This is a genomic window from Streptomyces sp. SID12501, from assembly GCF_010550245.1.
Classification (GTDB): Bacteria; Actinomycetota; Actinomycetes; order Streptomycetales; family Streptomycetaceae; genus Streptomyces.
The window spans coordinates 1-19,173 of the sequence record NZ_JAAGLU010000076.1 but is presented as its reverse complement, the minus strand read 5'-3'; the positions used below and the strand labels follow the sequence as shown (position 1 = coordinate 19,173).

Genomic DNA, 19,173 nt, shown 5'->3' with positions numbered 1-19,173 from the left:
CACCACACCGCCACCACCGGCGATCGTGATCATCCAGTCGCACTGGCGCCGAACCCACCAAGCACGCGCACAACGCTGCCACTACGCCACCCGCGACAAGCGAGATCGCGAGTCACGGCTGTAGTACCAGGAACGGGGCTTGTTCAGGTAGGCGGCCACGTCGTCAACGGTCATGAGCTTGGTCAATGCGTCCTCCGCTGGCCGGTGGGCGGCTGCTTCCGCCTCCTGCTGTCCGGCCTGCCTCCAGAGTGCCCCTCTCCGAACAGGTTGCGTCAAGTTCATAAAGGGTGACCATCGCCACATGATCGAACCTGTTGCATCTAGTTCGGCTACGCGTATGGTGGATCTTGTGAGCACAGATGAGACGGACGCAGTCAACGAGTGGCACCACGACGGCAGCGAGCTGGTGTGGCGCCGGTACTACGGCCCATGGGAGGTCTCCGCGCGTGCCGACATCAACGCCCCCTTCACCGGACCGATCGAACTAAAGATCCGGCTCAGCATCGGAGGGCCCGACGAGGACGAAATCGTCCGGCTCATGGATCAGGCCCTGGAGACCGACGGCATTCCGGCCAGTCTCCTGCGACAGGTCCCCTTCGCGCAGATCAAGGCGCAGTTCCGGGCGGCACTGGAACCGCAGCAGAACCAGGTCATGGGCGAACCGTGGCCAGTGCCGGAGCGCTGCCGCACAGAGCTGGACTACGCCCTGTTGGTGGCCGAGTTGGCCCGGCTGCGTGCCACGGAGACCACGGCCCCGCAAGGGGAGTTGGCGGCCCGCCTGGGTGTCGGCAAGGCCACCTTGTCCGAGCGGGTCAAGCGCGCCAAGGAACTTGGGCTGTGGGACGGCAAGCGGCTCACGGACAAGGCCACCACGATCCTCAACGACTGGTTGAGCAGTGACAGGAAGGAGCAGTAACCCACGTGGCGAAGCGCGGTAACGGGCTCGGGGGGACTCCGGTGGAGATCCCGCGCAAGGGCAGACCGAATACCTGGGGTGTGCGCACCCCGCTCCACTTCGACAAGGCGCAGGGCAAGCAAATTCGCTACTGGATCGGTCGGGAGTACCCGACCAAGACCGCAGCAGAGAAGGCGCTGCGGGAGTGGCACACCAACTACGACGCGGGCAAGATTGCGGCCCGCTCGGACATGAAGCTGGGTGACTGGCTCGACAAGTGGCTGTCGAATCTCAGGAAGGAGGGGACGACCGTGGCCGGGTACGAGACGAAGATCCGTCTGCACATCAAGCCGCACATCGGTGATGTGAAGCTGTGTGAAGTCACCGACGACACGCTTGACGATCTGTACCGGCTCCTGGAATCCGCACCGTGCCCGACCAACAAGGGCAAGCCCCTCGGGGCCAAGAGCGTCCGGCACGTCCACAACATCCTCTCCGGTGCTCTCGGGGCGGCCGTGCCCAAGCTGATCCCCGCCAACCCGGCGGGGCTCGCTCACCCGCCCACGGCGCGGGAGATACGGGCCCAGGAACAGAAGTTCTCGACTCTCGACGATGACCAGACGGCCCGCTTCCTAGCGGCAGTGTGGGAGCCGTGCGGAAACCGGGTCTGTGACGAGGGCCTGGCTCATCACTGCCTCCGGGACGCTCCGCTGTGGACCGTCTACGCCGCTACCGGTGTCCGGCGCAGTGAGGCACTGGGCATGAAGTGGTCTCTCGTCCGCTGGGAAGAGTGCGCCATCGAACTGGGCTGGGTGGTCGTCGAGGAAGGCAATACCTACCGCCTGCGGAAGCTGACCAAGGATGGTGACGACAACGCGGTGATCTACGTCGATCAGGCCGTGATGAACGTTCTCAAGCGGCAGAAGGAGCGGCAGGAAGCCGAACGGGCCCGGCTCGGGACGGCATGGGTGGATCACGACCTGGTGTTCGCCCGTGACGGCTTCAAGCTCTACCGGGGCGAGGCAGGCGGCCCCCAGGACCCCGAGAAGGTGTCGGCACGCTGGCGCACCCTCCGCAACCGTCTGCACCTCCCGGAGGACTTCCGTATTCACGACTGGAGGCACAGCAAGGTCACGAACGATCTGGAGGCCGGAGAGAACCCGGTAGAGGTCTCCGCCAACGTCCGGCACCACTCGCCGGGCTACACCATGGCCAAGTACGGCCACTCTCGTAAGGACGGAGCGCGCCGACTGGCCGCCTCCGGTGCGGGCAGGATCAACCTGTCATCCCTGGTCTGACCTGGGGATTCTCCAGGCTGTTGGTCACGTGGTTGGTCACGCCACAGCCCTGGAATGCAGAAAACCCCACGTGAAGTGGGGTCTCAGCTGGTGTCCGAGGGGGGACTTGAACCCCCACGCCCGATAAAGGGCACTAGCACCTCAAGCTAGCGCGTCTGCCATTCCGCCACCCGGACAAGGTGTCTGCCGCAGATCGAGGGTGTGCCCCGCAGCGACATGACCAACAATACCAAGCTTTCGGACTGGCTTTCACCTGCATATCTCTCACCCCGAGCGACCGGGCGGCTACGGGAATGGGGGTGGAGATGGAGGTGGGTGCGCGGCGGCTACTTCTCCCGCTCGTGGTACATCTTCCGCGTGTGTTCGGTGTGGGCCCGCATGATCTCGGTCGCGCGCCGCTCGTCGCGGTCCGCTATCGCCGCGATCAGCTCGCGGTGTTCGATCCAGGACTGCCGTCCGCGCTGCCGGGCGACCGGCGTGTAGTACCAGCGGACCCGCCGGTCGACCTGCGCCGCCAGTTCGGCGAGGACCGCGTTTCCGGCCAGCTCCATGATCTTCGCGTGGAGCCGGGCGTTCATGGCGACCGCGGCGTCCACGTCGTCGGCGGCGACCGCGCGCTCGCCCTCCGCGCACAGTTCCTCGAGCACGGCGATGGCCGGGGCACTCGCGTTCGCGGCGGCGAGCCGGGCTGCTTCGGCCTCCAGCAGGGTGCGGACGGTGAGGAGCTGATCCGCTTCCGCCTCCGTCGGCTCGTGCACGAAGGCGCCCTGCGCGGGCCGCAGATCGACCCACCCGTCCGTGTTGAGCCGCTGCAGCGCCTCGCGAACCGGCTGCCGGGAGACCCCGAGGTGGCCGGCGAGTTCGCTCTCGACAAGGTGCTGTCCGGGCTGCAGGGCGCGAGTGGTGATCAGTTCGAGCAGCGCCTCGTAGACGCGGTCGCGCAATGGGCCGGGGCGTTCGAGCTTGGGCACCGCGCCCTGCGGCAGTCCTGTCGTCGACAACATCACAGCCCCTCCTCTGCAGCACCGTCGCTACCTATGAGCCCAGTATGAATTGGCTTTCGCCTACAGTCTACGGCGCACAAACGCCCGGAAACCCGAGATCACGCGGCACGGGTGGCCGTCGGGCCGGTGTCCCAAACCCTTGCTGCCACCACCTCCATCCTGTAGACAATATTTCGTCGACAGTATTCGACAGTTCCGCGGTACACCCTCGACCGAACGGAGCGCCACCCAGTGAAAGTCGCCATCCTCGGCGCCGGAGCCATCGGCGCCTATGTCGGCGCCGCCCTGCACCAAGCAGGCGCCGACGTCCATCTCGTCGCCCGTGGACCGCACCTCGCGGCCATGAGGCAACACGGCGTACGGGTCCTCAGCCCTCGCGGTGACTTCACCGCTCACGCCCACGCCACCGACAACCCCACCGACATCGGCCCCGTCGACTACGTCTTCCTCGGCCTCAAGGCCAACTCGTACGCGGCGTGCGGGCCGCTCATCGAGCCGCTGCTCCACGAGTCCACCGCGGTCATCGCCGCGCAGAACGGCATCCCCTGGTGGTACTTCCACCACCACGGCGGACCTCACGACGGCCACCGCATCGAGAGTGTGGACCCTGGCGGTGCGGTCAGTGCGGTGCTCGCGCCGGAGCGGGCCATCGGCTGCGTGGTCTACGCGGCGACCGAGCTGGAAGGGCCAGGCGTCGTCAGACACCTGGAGGGCACCCGCTTCTCGATCGGCGAACCGGACCGCACCCTCTCCCCGCGTTGCCGGGAGTTCAGCGAGGCCATGCAGGCCGGCGGGCTGAAATGCCCCGTCGAGGCCGACCTGCGCAACGACATCTGGCTCAAGCTCCTCGGCAACATCTCCTTCAACCCCATCAGCGCCCTCGCACGCGCCACGATGCGGCAGATGTGCCGTCACGGCGGCACCCGTCAGGTCATCCACACCATGATGGAAGAGACCCTCGCCGTCGCCGAGGCCCTCAACTGCCGCATCGGCATCTCCATCGAACGCCGCCTCGCCGGCGCCGAACGCGTGGGCGACCACCGCACCTCCACCCTCCAGGACCTCGAGCGCGGAAAACCCCTCGAACTCGACGTCCTTCTGACCGCCGTCATCGAACTCGCCGACATCACCGGCGTCGAGGTCCCCACCCTCCGGACCGTCCACGCCATCAGCGACCTCCTCGCCCTGGGGACCGCCGCATGATGCCGATGCAGTCAATGCAGTTGCCGTAGTTGACGTAGCCGAAGCATTCGAGCCACGGCACGCGACGGCGGGACCTCCGGCGGCGATGGAGGTCCCGCCGTCCCGCCGTCTCACCTTCATTCAGTCTGGATTCTGTATACTATCCATCTGTATACTGCCTCCCGGTATGCGTTCAGTATCCAACTGCCCCAGCACGGAGGCGACATGGAAGATCTGAATCCCGAGGTGGTGCTGGGAATGGCTGCCCAGGCGCCCGACGGCATAGTGATCATCGACGGCGACGGACTGATCCGTTTCTGGAACCGGGGCTCGGAGCGCATCTTCGGGTTCTCGGCGGACGAGGTGGACGGTCGCAGCCTGGACGTCATCATCCCCGAACGGCACCGGAAGCGTCACTGGGACGGCTTCCAGGAAGCCATGGACCGGGGGACGACCAGGTACGGGGACGCGGATCTGCTGAACGTTCCCGCGCTGGCGGCGGACGGCCGCAAGCTGTCCATCGAGTTCAGCGTGGTCCTGCTGCCGGCCCCCGACGGCAGCACGTACGTCGGCGCGGTCATCCGGGACGTCACCGCGCGACGCGAGCGGGAGCGCGAGCTGATGCGGCGCCGGGCCGAGGCAACGGCCTGAAGCCCGCCGGACCACACGGAAGCGGCCGTGACCCTCGGGTCACGGCCGCTTCCATCTCTGTGAACCAGGTCATGCCAGCTCATGCCGGGCCGGGCCAGGCCGGGCCGGGCCGGGATGTCAGACGATGACCCCGCTCTCCTTGAGCCGGCCGATGGTCTCCTCGTCGTAGCCCAGTTCGACCAGGACCTCGGAGCTGTGCTCGCCCAGCAGTGGGGCGCCGGCGATGTCCGGCTTGAAGGAGGAGAACTTCACCGGGCTGCCGACGGTCAGGTACGTGCCACGGCCCTTCTGCTCGACCTCGACGACCGTGCCGCTCTTGCGCAGGTCCTCGTCGTAGGCCAGCTCCTTCATGCTCATGACCGGGGCACAGGGCACCTCCCACTCGCGCAGGATGTTCACCGCCTCGTACTTGGTCTTGTCCGCGAGCCACTTCTCGATCTCCCCGAAGATCTCGAAGATGTTCGACTGACGGGCGCGCGCAGTGGCGTACTCCGGGTCCTCGGCCCACTCGGGGCGGCCGATCACCTCGGCGGTGCGCTTCCAGTTCTGCTCCTGGACGGTGAAGTAGATGTACGCGTTCGGGTCGGTCTCCCAGCCCTTGCACTTGAGCACCCAGCCGGGCTGCCCGCCGCCGCCCGCGTTGCCGCCGCGCGGGACGACGTCGGTGAACTCGCCGTTCGGGTACTGCGGGTACTCCTCCAGGTAGCCGACGCGCTCCAGACGCTGCTGGTCGCGCAGCTTGACGCGGCACAGGTTGAGCACGGCGTCCTGCATGGAGACGGAGACCTTCTGTCCCCTGCCCGTCCTGCTCCGGTCGATGATCGCGGTGAGGATGCCGATCGCCAGGTGCATTCCGGTGTTGGTGTCGCCGAGGGCGGCGCCCGAAATGGTCGGCGGGCCGTCCCAGAAGCCGGTGGTGGAGGCGGCGCCGCCCGCGCACTGGGCGACGTTCTCGTAGACCTTGAGGTCGTTCCAGGACGAGTCGTCGTTGAAGCCCTTGACCGAGCCGAAGATCAGGCGCGGGTTGAGTTCCTGGATGCGCTCCCAGGTCAGGCCCATGCGGTCCAGGGCGCCCGGGGCGAAGTTCTCCACCAGCACGTCGGCGTCGGTGATGAGCTTCTCCAACACCTCAAGGCCCTCGGCGGTCTTGGTGTTGATGGCGAGGGACCGCTTGTTGCTGTTGAGCATCGTGAAGTACAGCGCGTCGAGGTCCTCGATGTCCCGCAGCTGATTACGGGTGACGTCGCCGCCGTTGGGGCGCTCCACCTTGAGGACGTCGGCGCCGAACCAGGCGAGCAACTGTGTGCAGGCGGGACCGGCCTGGACCCCGGTGAAGTCGATCACCTTGATTCCGGCGAGCGGCTTTTCACTCATGTCTGCTTCCTTTTCGTGAACGTACGCGTACGGAACGGGAGTTCGAGGTTCGAGGTGCACGAGGGAGTCGGGGTCACTTCTTCGCGGGCGTGATGTTGCCGACGGTGATGCCCTTGGGGTTGAGGTGCGCGATGTGGCCGCTCTCGGTGCCGGCCGAGGGGTCGATCACGCAGTCGATGAGGGCCGGTCCGCCCGACGCCAGCGCCTCGGTGAGGGCGGCGGTGACCTCGGCGGGCGTGGTCGCGCGGTAGCCCTTGCCGCCGAACGCCTCGATCAGGAGGTCATGGCGGGCCGAGCCCATGAGGGTCGTCGGCGAGGGGGCGTCGTCGTACGGGTTGACGTCGTCGCCTCGGTAGACACCGCCGTTGTTCATGATCACGGTGACGACGGGCAGGTTGTAGCGGCAGATCGTCTCGATCTCGATCCCGCTGAACCCGAAGGCGCTGTCGCCCTCGACGGCCACGACCGGTGCGCCGCTCTCGACGGCTGCGGCGATGGCGTAACCCATCCCGATGCCCATGACGCCCCAGGTGCCGCTGTCGAGGCGGTGGCGCGGTACGTGCATGTCGATGACGTTGCGCGCGATGTCCAGGGCGTTGGCGCCCTCGTTGACGATGTACGTCTCCGGGCGCGCGCGCACGATGTCGCGTACGGCCTTCAGGGCGCCCATGAACTGCATGGGGTGCGGATCGGCTTCGAGGCGCTCGGCCATCTTCGCGACGTTCTGCGCCGAGCGGGCGCCCAGTTCCTCCCGCCAGGCCGAAGGGGCCGTGATCTGGCCGGGCTTGGTCCGCTCGGCGAGCGCTTCGAGCACCGACTCGATGTCACCGACGAGCGGGGCGGCGATGGGCTGGTTGCTGTCGATCTCCTTGGGGTCGATGTCGATCTGGACGAACTCGGCGTCGGGGTTCCACCCCGTCTCACCGTGCCCCAGCAGCCAGTTGAGGCGGGCGCCGATCAGCATCACGACGTCGGCCTTCTTCAGCGCCAGTGAACGCGCGGTGGCCGCCGACTGCGGGTGGTCGTCGGGCAGCAGGCCCTTGGCCATCGACATCGGTACGTACGGGATGCCGGTGGACTCGATGAACTCGCGGACCTTGTCGTCCGCCTGGGCGTACGCGGCGCCCTTGCCCAGCACGACCAACGGCCGCTCGGCGCCTGCCAGTAGCTCGATCGCACGGTCGACGGCCTCCGGCGCGGGCAGTTGTCGCGGGGCGGGGTCGACGAGGCGGCTCAGCGTCTTCGCGCCGTCCGCGGCGGGCATGATGGCGCCCAGCACCGCGGCGGGGATGTCGAGGTAGACGCCGCCGGGGCGCCCGGAAATCGCGGTGCGCAGCGCACGGGCGATGCCCCGGCCGATGTCCTCGACGCGGTTGACCCGGTACGCGGCCTTCACGAACGGCTGCGCGGCGGCGAGTTGGTCCATCTCCTCGTAGTCGCCCTGCTTGAGGTCGACGAGGTGACGCTCGCTGGAGCCCGAGATCTGGACCATCGGGAAGCAGTTGGTGGTCGCGTTCGCCAGCGCGACCAGGCCGTTGAGGAAGCCGGGCGCCGACACGGTCAGTGCCACGCCGGGCTTCTTGTTGAGGTAGCCGGCCGCCGCCGCCGCGTGTCCGGCGTTGCTCTCGTGCCGGAAGCCTATGTAGCGGATGCCCTGTGCCTGGGCGAGGCGGGCCAGGTCGGTGATCGGGATGCCGACCACTCCGTAGATGGTGTCGACGTCGTTCATCTTGAGCGCGTCGACGACCAGGTGGTACCCGTCGGTGAGCTCGGTCGGAACGTCGGCTGATGCCGCGGTCTCCAGGGGCGAGGGGGCGGTCATGGTCCGAGGTCCTCCTTGGGCAGGTCCTGCCGGAGCGGCTACTTCTCTCACCATCCGCAGCGCGTCCGCCCGCGTCCAAGACCCATCGGCGACCAGCCGATAAGCAGCGTCTATCGACCGCTGGTGGAGGCCGCGCCAACTCCCTTGATAGACGGCTGCTATCGGCCGTTCACCAGTGCGTATTGGACGTGCACCGCGGGGTCGCCGCAGGCTCGCAGAGGACTGCTTCATCAGAACTGGTGCGAGGGGGTGGGGTCATGACCGTTCCGGCCGCTGCATCCGTGCGCGACGCGAACCCGTACCGGCCTCCGGCGGTCACGGGCCTCGTGGATCTCCTCGACCGGCAGGTGCGTGAACGCCCGTACGCCAAGGCTCTGGTCGTCACCGGCGAACGGGTGCACCTGTCCTATCGGGGTCTCGCCGGTCTGGCCGACGACGTGGCTGCCCGGCTCGGCCGTACGCGGCTGAGGCGCGGTGACGCGGTCGGCCTGATCTGTGCCAACACCGCTGAGTTCGTGGTTGCGTTGCTGGGTGCGGCGCGGGCCGGCCTGGTGGTCGCTCCGCTGGATCCGGCGCTTCCCGTGTCCCAACTCGCCGTGCGGCTGACGGCGTTGGGAGCTCGGGCCGTCCTCGTCGGGCCGTCGGTGTCCCACGCCGTACTACCGGTCCCGGTATGGCCCCTGCGGGTGGACGCCTCACGGGCGGGTACGGCGACCGTCACGCTCGAAACCGGTGCCGTGCCCGAAGCAACGGGCGCTGCGGGCGAGTTGTCTGACCGGGACGCCCTCGTCCTGTTCACCGCGGGTACCACCGACCGGGCGAAGATGGTCCCCATCACCCACGGCAACGTGGCCGCGTCCCTCCAAAACATATGTGCCACCTACGAGTTGAGCCCTGCCGACGCGACGGTCGCGGTGATGCCGTTCTTCCACGGCCACGGGCTGTTCGCGGCGCTGCTGGCCTCACTGGCCAGCGGAGGGTGCGTGCTGCTGCCCGAGCGGGGGCGGTTCTCGGCGGGCACGTTCTGGGACGACATGCGCGCCGTCACCGCCACCTGGTTCACTGCCGTGCCGGCCATCCACGAGATTCTGCTCGACCGTTCGGAGCGGGAGTCCCCGGGGTCGCAGCGGCCACCCCTGAAGTTCGTACGGAGTTGCAGCGCTCCCCTCAACACGGCCACGCAGCGTGCGCTCGAGCGCACGTTCGGCGCGCCGCTGCTGTCCGCGTACGGGATGACCGAGTCCTCCCACCAGGCGACCAGTGAACCGCTGCCCGAGCGGGGCGCGTTGAAGCAGGGGTCGGTGGGGCGACCTACCGGGGTCGAGGTACGGGTCGTCGACCGGAGCGGGCGGGCGTGTCCGGTGGGTGCCGAGGGCGAGGTGTGGGTGCACGGCCCGACCGTCGCCCGCGGCTATCTCGCCGACCGGGACGGTACTGCGTACACCTTCGTCGACGGGTGGCTGCGCACCGGTGATCTGGGCACGCTGGACGGGGACGGGTATCTGTCGCTGACCGGGCGGATCAAGAACCTCATCAACCGTGGCGGGGAGAAGATCTCGCCCGAGCATGTCGAGGACATCCTCGCCGGCTGCCCGGGCGTCGCCGAGGTGGCCGTGTTCGCCGTACCCGACGCGGTGTACGGGCAACGGGTCGGCGCGGCCGTGGTGTTGCGCGAGGGCTACAGCATCGGGCCTGCGGAGATCCTGCGGTACTGCCGGGACCGGCTGGCCGCGTTCGAGGTGCCCGACCGGCTCGAAGTGGTGGCCGCCCTGCCGTACACCGCGAAGGGGGGCCTGGACCGGAAGGCCGTCCAGTCCCGGTACGCACGCTGACGGCGGGGCTCAGCGCACGCGATGCTCGGTCGGTGTGGGCAGCGGGCGGGCGAAGAAGTCGTCCAGGGACAGGCCCGTCGCGGCGTTGACGAACGCCCGGGCGGCGACCGAGCCGGGTGTGGCCGCGTGGATCGCCACGGAGACCTGGGCGCCGGCCTCCGGGTCGACCAGGGGCAGCGCTCTCGTCCGGCCGACGACCGGCATGGCGCGCAGCCAGGTGTGCGGCACGATGCTCGCCCAACCACCGCCACCCACATGGGCATAGAGGGAGGCGATGGAGTCCGTCTCCACCTGCGGGGTCACCACGAACCCCTTCTCCGCGAAGACCGTGTCGACGATCTGGCGGATGCGCATGTCGGGTGTCAGCAGCGCGAGCGGGAGTTGGGCCGCGTCCGCCCACGTCACGGTGGCGGACTGGGCGACGAGTTGGTCGTCCGACACCAGCAGCATGTACTGCTCCTGGTAGAGGGGGACGACCTGCAGGCCGTCCTGGTCGCCCGGGTCGAAGTGGGCGATCGCCACGTCCAGTTCGTAGTCGCGGAGTTGGCGGTGGAGTTCCTTCGTCGACAGGCGGGACCGGACCTGCACCTTGGCCAGCGGGTGCGCCGCGCAGAACGCGGCCACGGGAAGCGCCAGGGTCGTGGACGCCGTGGGGTCCGTGCCCAGCCGCAGTGTTCCCGTGATGCCGGACTGTACGGCGGCCACCTCGGCCTTGAACGCATCCTGTTCGGCGAGGATGCGCTTGGCCCACACCACGAGCCGTTCGCCTTCCGGGGTGAGGCCCTGGTAGTTGTGCCCGCGGTTGATCAGGGTGACGTTCAACTCCCGTTCCAGCTTGGCGATCGCCGCCGAGAGCGCCGGCTGCGACACGTAGCAGGACTCTGCCGCCCGGGCGAAGTGCCGTTCCCTCGCCACCGCCACGAAGTACTCCAGCTGCCGGAACAGCATGAACGACTCCTCCCTGTCCGAGGCCGTCCTACCACCCTGCTCCATACTGTATGCACCATGGGGATGATGTACAGGGGCAGCAACCGTGTTGATCGACGCACACGATGCGCAAGTCAGCGCAGGAGCTTCACGGCGGCCACCACCAGGGGGTCGAGACCGTCCGCTCCGGCGTCGACGAACTCGTACAAGCGTGTACGCATGCGTGGGTCCCAGTACTTCCCCACGTGCCCGGCGATCGCCTCGGCGGCGACGTCGTCGGACAGGTGGCCGTGGTTCGCGGCGATGTCGTTGGCCATGCGGCGCTCCGGTGGTACTGCGGTCGCGGCCATCTCAGTCCACCACCATGACCAGGTCGGCCGCCGCCGGTTCGGCTTCGGCGGTCTGGGTGGGGCGGGCGAGGCCGACCTGCACGGCGGTCACCTTGTACTCGGGGCAGTTGGTCGCCCAGTCGGAGTTCTCCGTGGTCACCACGTTGGCGCCGGTCACGGGATGGTGGAAGGTGGTGTAGACGACCCCGGTCGGCATCCGGTCGGAGATCTCCGCGCGGAGCGTCGTCTGCCCGACCCGGCTGGCGAGCGACACCATGTCGCCGTTCTTGATGCCGCGGTCCTCGGCGTCGTGCGGGTGCAGTTCGAGGATGTCCTCGGGGTGCCAGGCGACATTGCCGGTACGGCGGGTCTGCGCGCCGACGTTGTACTGACTGAGGATGCGTCCCGTGGTCAGCACCAACGGGAAGCGCCGGGTGCTGCGTTCGTTGGTCGGTACGTAGGAGGTGACCACGAACCTGCCCTTGCCGCGCACGAATTCGTCCACGTGCATGATGGGTGTCCCCTCCGGCGCCTCCTCGTTGCACGGCCACTGGATGCTGCCGAGTTTGTCCAGCAGCTCGAAGGAGACGTTGGTGAACGTCGGTGTGAGGGAGGCGATTTCATCCATGATCCGGCTCGGGTGGTCGTACGCCATCGGGTAGCCCATGGCGGTGGCGATCTCGCTGACGATCTGCCACTCGTGCTTGCCCGTCTTCGGCTTCATCACCGCGCGCACCCGGTTGATCCGCCGTTCGGCGTTGGTGAACGTGCCGTCCTTCTCCAGGAACGACGCCCCGGGCAGGAAGACGTGCGCGAACTTGGCCGTCTCGTTGAGGAACAGGTCCTGTACGACGACCAGTTCCATGGCTTCGAGGGCGGCGGTGACGTGCTTGAGGTTCGGGTCGGACTGGGCGATGTCCTCGCCGTGTACGAACAGGCCGCGGAAGGTGCCGTCGATCGCCGCGTCGAACATGTTCGGGATGCGAAGTCCCGGTTCGGCGAGAAGAGTTCCGCCCCAGAGGTTCTCGAAGACGGTGCGTACCGCGTCGTCGGAGACGTGCCGGTAGCCGGGGAGTTCGTGCGGGAAGGAGCCCATGTCGCAGGAGCCCTGCACGTTGTTCTGGCCGCGCAGCGGGTTCACACCGACGCCGTCCCGGCCGATGTTGCCGCACGCCATCGCGAGGTTGGCCATTCCCATGACCATGGTCGAGCCCTGGCTGTGCTCGGTGACGCCGAGTCCGTAGTAGATGGCTCCGTTGGGGGCGTTCGCGTACAGCCGTGCTGCGGCCCGCAGTTCGGCGGCCGGTACGCCGGTGATCGGTTCGACCGCCTCCGGGCTGTTCTCGGGGCGGGCGACGAACTCCGCCCACTCGTCGAAGTCCTCGCACCTGTCGTCCACGAAGGCCCGGTCGAACAGGCCCTCGCTGACCACCACATGGGCCATGGCGTTGACGACGGCGACGTTGGTGCTCGGCCTGAGCTGGAGATGGTGCGCGGCCTCGATGTGCGGCGAGCGCACGAGGTCGATGCGGCGCGGGTCGATGACGATGAGCTCGGCACCCTCGCGCAGCCGGCGCTTCATCCGGGAGGCGAACACCGGGTGCCCGTCGGTGGGGTTGGCGCCGATCACCATGATCACGTCGGCCTCGGCCACGGAACGGAAGTCCTGGGTGCCGGCCGACTCGCCGAAGGTCTGCTTGAGTCCGTATCCCGTCGGGGAGTGGCAGACGCGGGCACAGGTGTCGACGTTGTTGTTGCCGAAGGCCGCCCGCACCATCTTCTGTACGACGTACACCTCTTCGTTGGTGCAGCGCGAGGAGGTGATGGCGCCGACCGAGCTCGTTCCGTACCGGTCCTGGAGCTCGCGCATACGGCGGGCGACCGTCCCGATCGCCTCGTCCCACTCGACCTCGCGCCAGGGGTCGGTGATCCTTTCGCGGACCATGGGCTTGAGTTGGCGGTCGGGATGGGTGGCGTAGCCGAAGGCGAAGCGGCCCTTCACACAGGAGTGGCCCTCGTTCGCGCCGCCGTCCTTGTACGGCACCATGCGCACGAGTTCGTCGCCGCGCAGCTCTGCCTTGAAGGAGCAGCCGACACCGCAGTACGCACAGGTGGTCACAACCGACCTGGTGGGCATGCCCAGTTCGACGACCGAGCGCTCCTGGAGCGTCGACGTCGGGCAGGCCTGCACGCAGGCGCCGCAGGAGACGCACTCCGAGTCCATGAACGTCTCGCCGGCGCCCGCCGAGACCTTGGAGTCGAAGCCGCGCCCCTCGATGGTCAGCGCGAACGTGCCCTGTACCTCGCCACAGGCCCGTACGCAGCGGGAGCAGGAGATGCACTTGGACGGGTCGAAGTCGAAGTAGGGGTTCGAGGTGTCCTTCTCGGCGTCGAGATGGTTCTCCCCCTCGTAGCCGTACCGGACCTGCCTGAGCCCCACCACGCCTGCCATGTCCTGGAGTTCGCAGTCTCCGTTGGCCGGGCAGGTGAGGCAGTCGAGGGGGTGGTCGGAGATGTAGAGCTCCATGACGCCCTGGCGGAGTTTCTCCACCTTCGGCGTCTGCGTGCTCACCTTCATGCCGTCGGCGCACGGTGTGGTGCACGATGCCGGGGTGCCGCGTCGGCCGTCGATCTCGACCACACACAAGCGGCAGGAACCGAACGCCTCCAGGCTGTCGGTGGCGCACAGTTTGGGGATGTCCACGCCGGCCTGCGCGGCGGCGCGCATCACCGAGGTCCCCTCGGGGACGGTCACCGGGAAGCCGTCCACCTCCACGGACACCGTTGCCGGACCGGGCCGTTCCGGGGTTCCGAAGTCGGGTTCCTTGAGGAGTGTCATGCCGTTCCCTCCGTCCTCACGCCGCTGGCTTGTACGGGTTGGATCACCTGGATCGATGGGACCGGTTGGATGTCCAGGAGTCGGCGACCGCCGAGGAAGTCGTCGGGGAAGTGCGTGAGGGCGCTGCGTACGGGCATCGGGGTCAGCCCGCCCATCGCGCACAGCGAGCCGTCCGTCATCAGGTCACAGAGGTCTTCGAGCAGGGCCAGGTTCTCGTCGCGGTGCGTGCCGGCCACGATCTTGTCGATCACCTCGACGCCGCGCACCGAACCGACCCTGCACGGTGTGCACTTGCCGCAGGACTCCTCGGCGCAGAACTCCATCGCGAAACGGGCCTGCGCCGCCATGTCGACGCTGTCGTCGAAGACGACGATCCCACCGTGCCCGAGCATCGCGCCGGCCTCGGCGAACGCCTCGTAGTCCATCGGCAGGTCGAACATCGACGTCGGCAGATAGGCGCCGAGCGGGCCGCCGACCTGCGCGGTGCGCAGCGGGCGGCCGGTACGGGTGCCGCCGCCGTAGTCCTCGACCAGTTCGCGCAGGGTGATGCCGAAGGCGGTCTCCACGATGCCGCCGCGCGCGATGTTGCCGCCGAGCTGGAAGACCTGGGTGCCGCGTGAGCGGCCGACGCCGAGGTCCTGGTAGGCCTTCGCGCCGTTCGCGAGCACGACCGGGACGGTGGTCAGGGTGAGGACGTTGTTCACCACGGTCGGTTTGCCGAACAGGCCCTCGATCGCCGGGATCGGCGGCTTCGCGCGGACCGTGCCCCGCTTCCCCTCCAGGCTCTCCAGCATGGAGGTCTCCTCGCCGCAGATGTACGCGCCGGCGCCGACGCGTACATGCAGGTCGAAGTCGAGTGCGGAGCCGAGGATGCCCTTGCCCAACCAGCCGTGCTCGCGGGCGATTTCGATCGCCTCACGCATCGTGGCGATCGCGTCCGGGTATTCGGAGCGGATGTAGAGGTAGCCCTCGCTCGCGCCGACCGCGTGCGCGGCGATGGTCATGCCCTCGATGAGCAGGAACGGATCGCCCTCCATGACCATGCGGTCGGCGAAGGTCCCGCTGTCGCCCTCGTCGGCGTTGCAGCAGACGAACTTCAGCTCGGCGGCGCAGTCCAGGACCGTCTTCCACTTGATACCGGCCGGGAATCCGGCGCCGCCGCGACCGCGAAGTCCGGATTCGGTGACCTGGGCGACCACGTCGGCGGGCGTCATGTCCAGGGCGGCGCGCAGCCCGGCCAGGCCGCCGTGCTCGACGTAGTCCCGTGTCGACAGGGGGTCGGTCACACCGACTCTGGCGAAGGTGACGCGTGTCTGGCGGACCAGCCAAGGGAGTTCATCGACGAGGCCGAGCCGCAGTGGGTGGTCCGCGCCGTCCAGCATGCCTGCGGCCAGGAGTGCCTCCACGTCCTCGGCGGTCACCGGGCCGTAGCCGACGCGGCCCTGCGGGGTCACGACCTCGACCATCGGCTCCAGCCAGAGCATGCCTCGTGATCCGTTGCGTACGACGTCGATGGCGAAGTCCCCGCGCGTGGAGGCCCGTTGCAGGGTGCCAGCGACCTCGTCCGCGCCTACGGACCTGGCCGCCGAGTCGCGGGGGACGTAGACGGTCGCGGCGGCGGGCGAGGAGTCGTTCATGAGGAGACCGTCCCGTTGAGTGTCTCGTCCAGCGTCGCGTTCGGCGTCCCGCTGAGGATGGAGCCCAGCCGGGCCGGTCCCACTCGTCCGTACAGCCGTCCGTTCGCCTCGACCGCCGGTCCCAGCGCGCAGTTGCCCAGGCAGAAGACCTGCTCGACGGTCACCGAACCGTCCGCCGATGTCTCCCCCAGAGTCAGTCCGCTCTCGCGCGCGTAGTTCACGAGGCGGTCGGCGCCCAGCGCCTGGCAGGCCTCGGCACGGCAGATGCGTACCGTGGTGCGGCCCGCGGGCTCGCGGCGGAAGTCGTGGTAGAAGGTCACCACTCCGTGGACGTCCGCCCTGGAGAGGTTGAGCTCGTCGGCCAGCACCGGTATCGCCTCCTGCGGCACATGGCCCAACTCGGCCTGGACCGCGTGCAGTACGGGCAGCAGCGCGCCGCGCTGATCCCGGTGGTCGGCCACCACCCTCCGGACCACGCTCTCGACCGACATGTCGCTACCGCTGGTCGCCATGATCGCTCCGCCTTCCGTCACACGGGTCCCCGGCGTCCCGGGCGAGGGGTGCAGGAGACTGAGACAATACCCCATACAGGCTTCTGTATACAGACGACAGTCAAAGATGTGCCTCGCGACAGACCTTTGCGATCAACCCTTTCGGGCAACACTCACGCCATGTTGCATACCAAAACCTGTATGCTGAAACCACCGTCGGCAACCCTCTCGGCGGCCACCTCTTGGCAAAGGCCGTCGACCCGGCGGCAGAGCAGAACGGGACAATCATGCGCGAGGCACTCACGGCCGCAGCGTCCCGGCGCGTCACCCGCCCGGCACCTCTGCGCCAGGCCGTGTACGACGCCCTGACCGAACTGATCGTCAACGGCTCCCTCAAGCCCGGTCAGCATCTGGTCGAGGCCGAACTCGCCGAGCACCTCGGGGTCAGCCGGCAGCCGGTCCGTGAGGCTCTTCAGCGCCTCCAGACCGCCGGCTGGGTCGACCTGCGGCCCGCACAGGGTGCCTTCGTCCACTCCCCCACCGAGGAGGAAGCCGCCCAACTCCTCGGCGTCCGCTCGGTGCTGGAGACCTACTCGGCCCAGCTCGCCGCCCGCAACGCGAAGCCCGAGGACGTCGAGCGCCTCTGCGAGCTCCAGTCGCAGGGCATGGACGCACTCGCCGCCGGCGACGTCGAGCGCCTGGTCGCGGCCAACACCGCCCTGCACGCATGCGTCACGTCCGTGGCCGCCAACGACGTACTGGCCGAGATGCTCGCTCAGGTGGGCCAGAAGGTGCGCTGGTACTACACGCCCATCGCCAAGCCCCGAGGCAAGGAGGCATGGAACGAGCACACCCAGCTCATCAAGGCCATCGCCAAGGGCGACGCGGACCGCGCGGGCGAGGTCATGCGCAAGCACACCGAACGCACGACCGACTTCTACCGCAAGCAACTCGCCACCGGGGCGAGCCAGGGCTGACATCCGCAGAGGTATCGGAACGGGCGCTCTGTGGGCTGAAGTTCAGCAGCTGAAGTTCAGGACCTGGAGTGCAGGAGCCCGAGTTCAGGACGCGGCAAGGGAGTCGGCGGGCCGAACCTCGACAGCCGTGAGGTGGGGTGACCGCGCTCCGGCAGCGGTCCACAGTCCCCGCATCCACGGCAGGACCGTGCGCACCACGATGTCGTGCCCGCCGCCGTCCGGACCCAGCCGCGCGTCGGCGGGCACCAGCACCGGGTCGGCGAACACCGTGGACGTGGCGCTGCCGGGCGGCCCGGCGGCATCGGGCCGAGCGGGCACGAAGAGGTCCGGGGCATGCGCCGGAACCCCCCAGAGGCTCAGGCCGTCCGGCGTACCGAGCGGCCGGGAGGACCAGACGTAACTGTCGGCCTCCCCCGCCGCGACCACCCGGCGTTTACGGGCTCGCAGGGCGACCACGCCACCGGATCGAACGGCTGTGCAGCGCGGCATGAGCAGGTGGGCCTCCGCCTCTTGCCCACCGGTGTCGTCCTCCACGAGGGCGAGGGTGCTGAGGTGCCGGCCGGCGGCGATCTCGCCGCGCACCCAGGGGCTGCCGTACGACTCGATGACGGCGACCGCCGCGTAGTGGCACCGGAGTACGGCCGCCGTCGCCGGGCAGACCCGCGCGGTACGGGCCACCACCTCGGCGGCTTCCGGCAGACCGAGTCCGGCGCCGCCGAACTCGGTGGAGACGGTGAGCCCCAGCAGTCCGGTGGCCCCGAAGGCCGTCACGGCACCACGGGGGAACCTACCTTCCGTGCGGGTGACTTGGACGCAGGGCGCCACGGCACGGGCCAGGACTTCCGCCAGAGCTGTGCGGTACGACACGGAGGGACCCCCTCAGAGTGATTGCATACAGTATTCTGTACACTCTTGTTGAGCGCCAGAGGCGGACGAGCCAAATTCCCACGGCTCTCGCCCCCCGTGGCACGGATGCCCGGAGCGAGCCCGCCCTGATCGCCGAGAACCTCATACGTCAGCACCGCCGGCACCACCGGCTTCCACTTCGCGCAGATCACCGCACTGACCGACCGGAGCGCGTGACGACGCGGCCGGGTGAGGACGGGCGGCGGGCTCAGGCCCGCGGGTCGATCTCCCTCAGCAGTCCGGTCGTCACGTCGAAGACGAAGCCCCGGACGTCGTCCGTGTACGGCAGGAACGGTGAGGTGCGCACGCGCTGCATCGACTGCCGTACGTCCTGGTCGACGTCCCGGAAGGCTTCCACCGCCCACGCCGGGCGCTGTCCGACCTCCAGCTCCAGTTCGTGCCGGAAGTCCTCGGTCAGGGTCTGGAGGCCGCAGCCGGTGTGGTGGATGAGGGCGACACTCCGGGTGCCGAGAGCACGCTGACTGATCGTCAGGGAACGGATGGTGTCGTCGGTGACGACTCCGCCGGCGTTGCGGACGGTGTGGCAGTCGCCCAACTCCAGGCCGAGGGCCGCGTGCAGGTCGATACGGGCGTCCATGCAGGCCACGATGGCCACCTGAAGTACAGGGCGGGCATCCATCCCCGGGTCGGTGAAGCCGGCGGCGTAGGCGCGGTTGGACTCGACGAGTCGGTCTGTGACCGTCTGCTGGGCGAGTCGGAGGGCGTGGGTCGACATGCTGGGCTTCCTCACTCCGGTCGGATTCGAACGGGCGCCGTCCCGGGCGCGGCGGTCTACGCCTCGCCCGGGACGGAGTGGAGCGGCGTCGGCCGCCGTCGGTCAGATCACGCCCTGCGCCTTGAGGAACGGCAACTCGTCATCCTCCAGGCCGAGTTCGCCGATGAGGATTTCTTCGGTGTGCTGGCCGAGGAGGGGTGGGGTGGTGATGTGGGTGGGGGAGTCGGAGAGTTTGATCGGGTTGCCGACGGTGGTGAAGGGGCCGCGTTCGGG

16 protein-coding genes, 1 tRNA gene and 1 pseudogene are annotated in these 19,173 nt (G+C 68.5%); 6 read left to right on the top strand and 12 right to left on the bottom strand.

Features of this window, described 5'->3' with window-relative positions:
• Window positions 1–349: 349 nt before the first annotated feature.
• Together G3I71_RS43830 and G3I71_RS43825 are read left to right on the top strand one after the other, a co-directional pair.
• The gene (locus G3I71_RS43830; RefSeq protein WP_164324265.1) at window positions 350–916 is read left to right on the top strand and encodes a MarR family transcriptional regulator; all 567 of its coding nucleotides are present in this window, start codon (window positions 350–352) and stop codon (window positions 914–916) included.
• Between the two features lie 5 nt (window positions 917–921).
• Window positions 922–2,193 (top strand): tyrosine-type recombinase/integrase, encoded by a 1,272-nt coding sequence (locus tag G3I71_RS43825; protein ID WP_164324262.1) that lies wholly within the window; start codon window positions 922–924, stop codon window positions 2,191–2,193.
• An 88-nt stretch (window positions 2,194–2,281) separates the two neighbouring features.
• Here the strand turns inward: G3I71_RS43825 and G3I71_RS43815 are convergent.
• Window positions 2,282–2,369, bottom strand: a tRNA-Leu gene (locus G3I71_RS43815).
• Between the two features lie 150 nt (window positions 2,370–2,519).
• Entirely contained in the window at window positions 2,520–3,197 is a 678-nt protein-coding gene (locus G3I71_RS43810; protein WP_164324260.1) for a GntR family transcriptional regulator, read from the bottom strand.
• A 231-nt stretch (window positions 3,198–3,428) separates the two neighbouring features.
• Between G3I71_RS43810 and G3I71_RS43805 the strand changes: the two genes are divergently transcribed.
• Window positions 3,429–4,400 carry a 2-dehydropantoate 2-reductase gene (locus G3I71_RS43805; protein WP_164324258.1) on the top strand — a complete coding sequence of 324 codons (972 nt, stop codon included), beginning with the start codon at window positions 3,429–3,431 and terminating at the stop codon, window positions 4,398–4,400.
• Between the two features lie 204 nt (window positions 4,401–4,604).
• Entirely contained in the window at window positions 4,605–5,030 is a 426-nt protein-coding gene (locus G3I71_RS43800) for a PAS domain S-box protein (protein ID WP_164324256.1), read from the top strand.
• A gap of 117 nt (window positions 5,031–5,147) precedes the next feature.
• Here the strand turns inward: G3I71_RS43800 and frc are convergent, their stop codons facing one another.
• Together frc and oxc are read right to left on the bottom strand one after the other, a co-directional pair.
• The gene (gene frc, locus G3I71_RS43795) at window positions 5,148–6,404 is read right to left on the bottom strand and encodes a formyl-CoA transferase (protein WP_164324254.1); all 1,257 of its coding nucleotides are present in this window, start codon (window positions 6,402–6,404) and stop codon (window positions 5,148–5,150) included.
• 73 nt (window positions 6,405–6,477) lie between these two features.
• Window positions 6,478–8,226 carry an oxalyl-CoA decarboxylase gene (gene oxc / locus G3I71_RS43790; protein ID WP_164324252.1) on the bottom strand — a complete coding sequence of 583 codons (1,749 nt, stop codon included), beginning with the start codon at window positions 8,224–8,226 and terminating at the stop codon, window positions 6,478–6,480.
• 257 nt (window positions 8,227–8,483) lie between these two features.
• On the opposite strand from oxc, the gene G3I71_RS43785 reads away from it, so the two are divergent.
• Entirely contained in the window at window positions 8,484–10,058 is a 1,575-nt protein-coding gene (locus tag G3I71_RS43785; RefSeq protein ID WP_164324250.1) for a FadD7 family fatty acid--CoA ligase, read from the top strand.
• A gap of 9 nt (window positions 10,059–10,067) precedes the next feature.
• On the opposite strand, the gene G3I71_RS43780 is transcribed toward G3I71_RS43785, so the two are convergent.
• The 5 genes from G3I71_RS43780 to G3I71_RS43760 form a co-directional block, all read right to left on the bottom strand.
• Complete coding sequence (locus tag G3I71_RS43780; RefSeq protein ID WP_164324248.1) at window positions 10,068–11,006, bottom strand: LysR family transcriptional regulator; 939 nt, start codon at window positions 11,004–11,006, stop codon at window positions 10,068–10,070.
• A 113-nt stretch (window positions 11,007–11,119) separates the two neighbouring features.
• Window positions 11,120–11,335, bottom strand: a complete 216-nt coding sequence (locus G3I71_RS43775; RefSeq protein WP_239149722.1) for a formate dehydrogenase subunit delta — start codon at window positions 11,333–11,335, stop codon at window positions 11,120–11,122.
• Window position 11,336: 1 nt separating this feature from the next.
• Window positions 11,337–14,153 carry a formate dehydrogenase subunit alpha gene (gene fdhF, locus G3I71_RS43770; protein ID WP_164324246.1) on the bottom strand — a complete coding sequence of 939 codons (2,817 nt, stop codon included), beginning with the start codon at window positions 14,151–14,153 and terminating at the stop codon, window positions 11,337–11,339.
• Window positions 14,150–15,790, bottom strand: a complete 1,641-nt coding sequence (locus G3I71_RS43765) for an NADH-quinone oxidoreductase subunit NuoF (RefSeq protein WP_164324244.1) — start codon at window positions 15,788–15,790, stop codon at window positions 14,150–14,152. The genes fdhF and G3I71_RS43765 overlap by 4 nt, the downstream gene beginning before the upstream one ends.
• Window positions 15,787–16,302 (bottom strand): formate dehydrogenase subunit gamma, encoded by a 516-nt coding sequence (locus G3I71_RS43760; protein ID WP_239149721.1) that lies wholly within the window; start codon window positions 16,300–16,302, stop codon window positions 15,787–15,789. The genes G3I71_RS43765 and G3I71_RS43760 overlap by 4 nt, the downstream gene beginning before the upstream one ends.
• Window positions 16,303–16,568: 266 nt before the next feature.
• On the opposite strand from G3I71_RS43760, the gene G3I71_RS43755 reads away from it, so the two are divergent.
• Window positions 16,569–17,258 carry a GntR family transcriptional regulator gene (locus tag G3I71_RS43755; protein WP_164324242.1) on the top strand — a complete coding sequence of 230 codons (690 nt, stop codon included), beginning with the start codon at window positions 16,569–16,571 and terminating at the stop codon, window positions 17,256–17,258.
• 84 nt (window positions 17,259–17,342) lie between these two features.
• On the opposite strand, the gene G3I71_RS43750 is transcribed toward G3I71_RS43755, so the two are convergent.
• The 3 genes and pseudogenes from G3I71_RS43750 to G3I71_RS51905 all read right to left on the bottom strand — a co-directional run.
• Window positions 17,343–18,125 carry an acyl-CoA dehydrogenase family protein gene (locus tag G3I71_RS43750; RefSeq protein WP_164324240.1) on the bottom strand — a complete coding sequence of 261 codons (783 nt, stop codon included), beginning with the start codon at window positions 18,123–18,125 and terminating at the stop codon, window positions 17,343–17,345.
• A 247-nt stretch (window positions 18,126–18,372) separates the two neighbouring features.
• Window positions 18,373–18,900 carry a carbonic anhydrase gene (locus G3I71_RS43745; RefSeq protein WP_164324238.1) on the bottom strand — a complete coding sequence of 176 codons (528 nt, stop codon included), beginning with the start codon at window positions 18,898–18,900 and terminating at the stop codon, window positions 18,373–18,375.
• Between the two features lie 102 nt (window positions 18,901–19,002).
• A pseudogene (locus tag G3I71_RS51905) lies at window positions 19,003–19,173 on the bottom strand (formyl-CoA transferase); the annotation flags it as partial.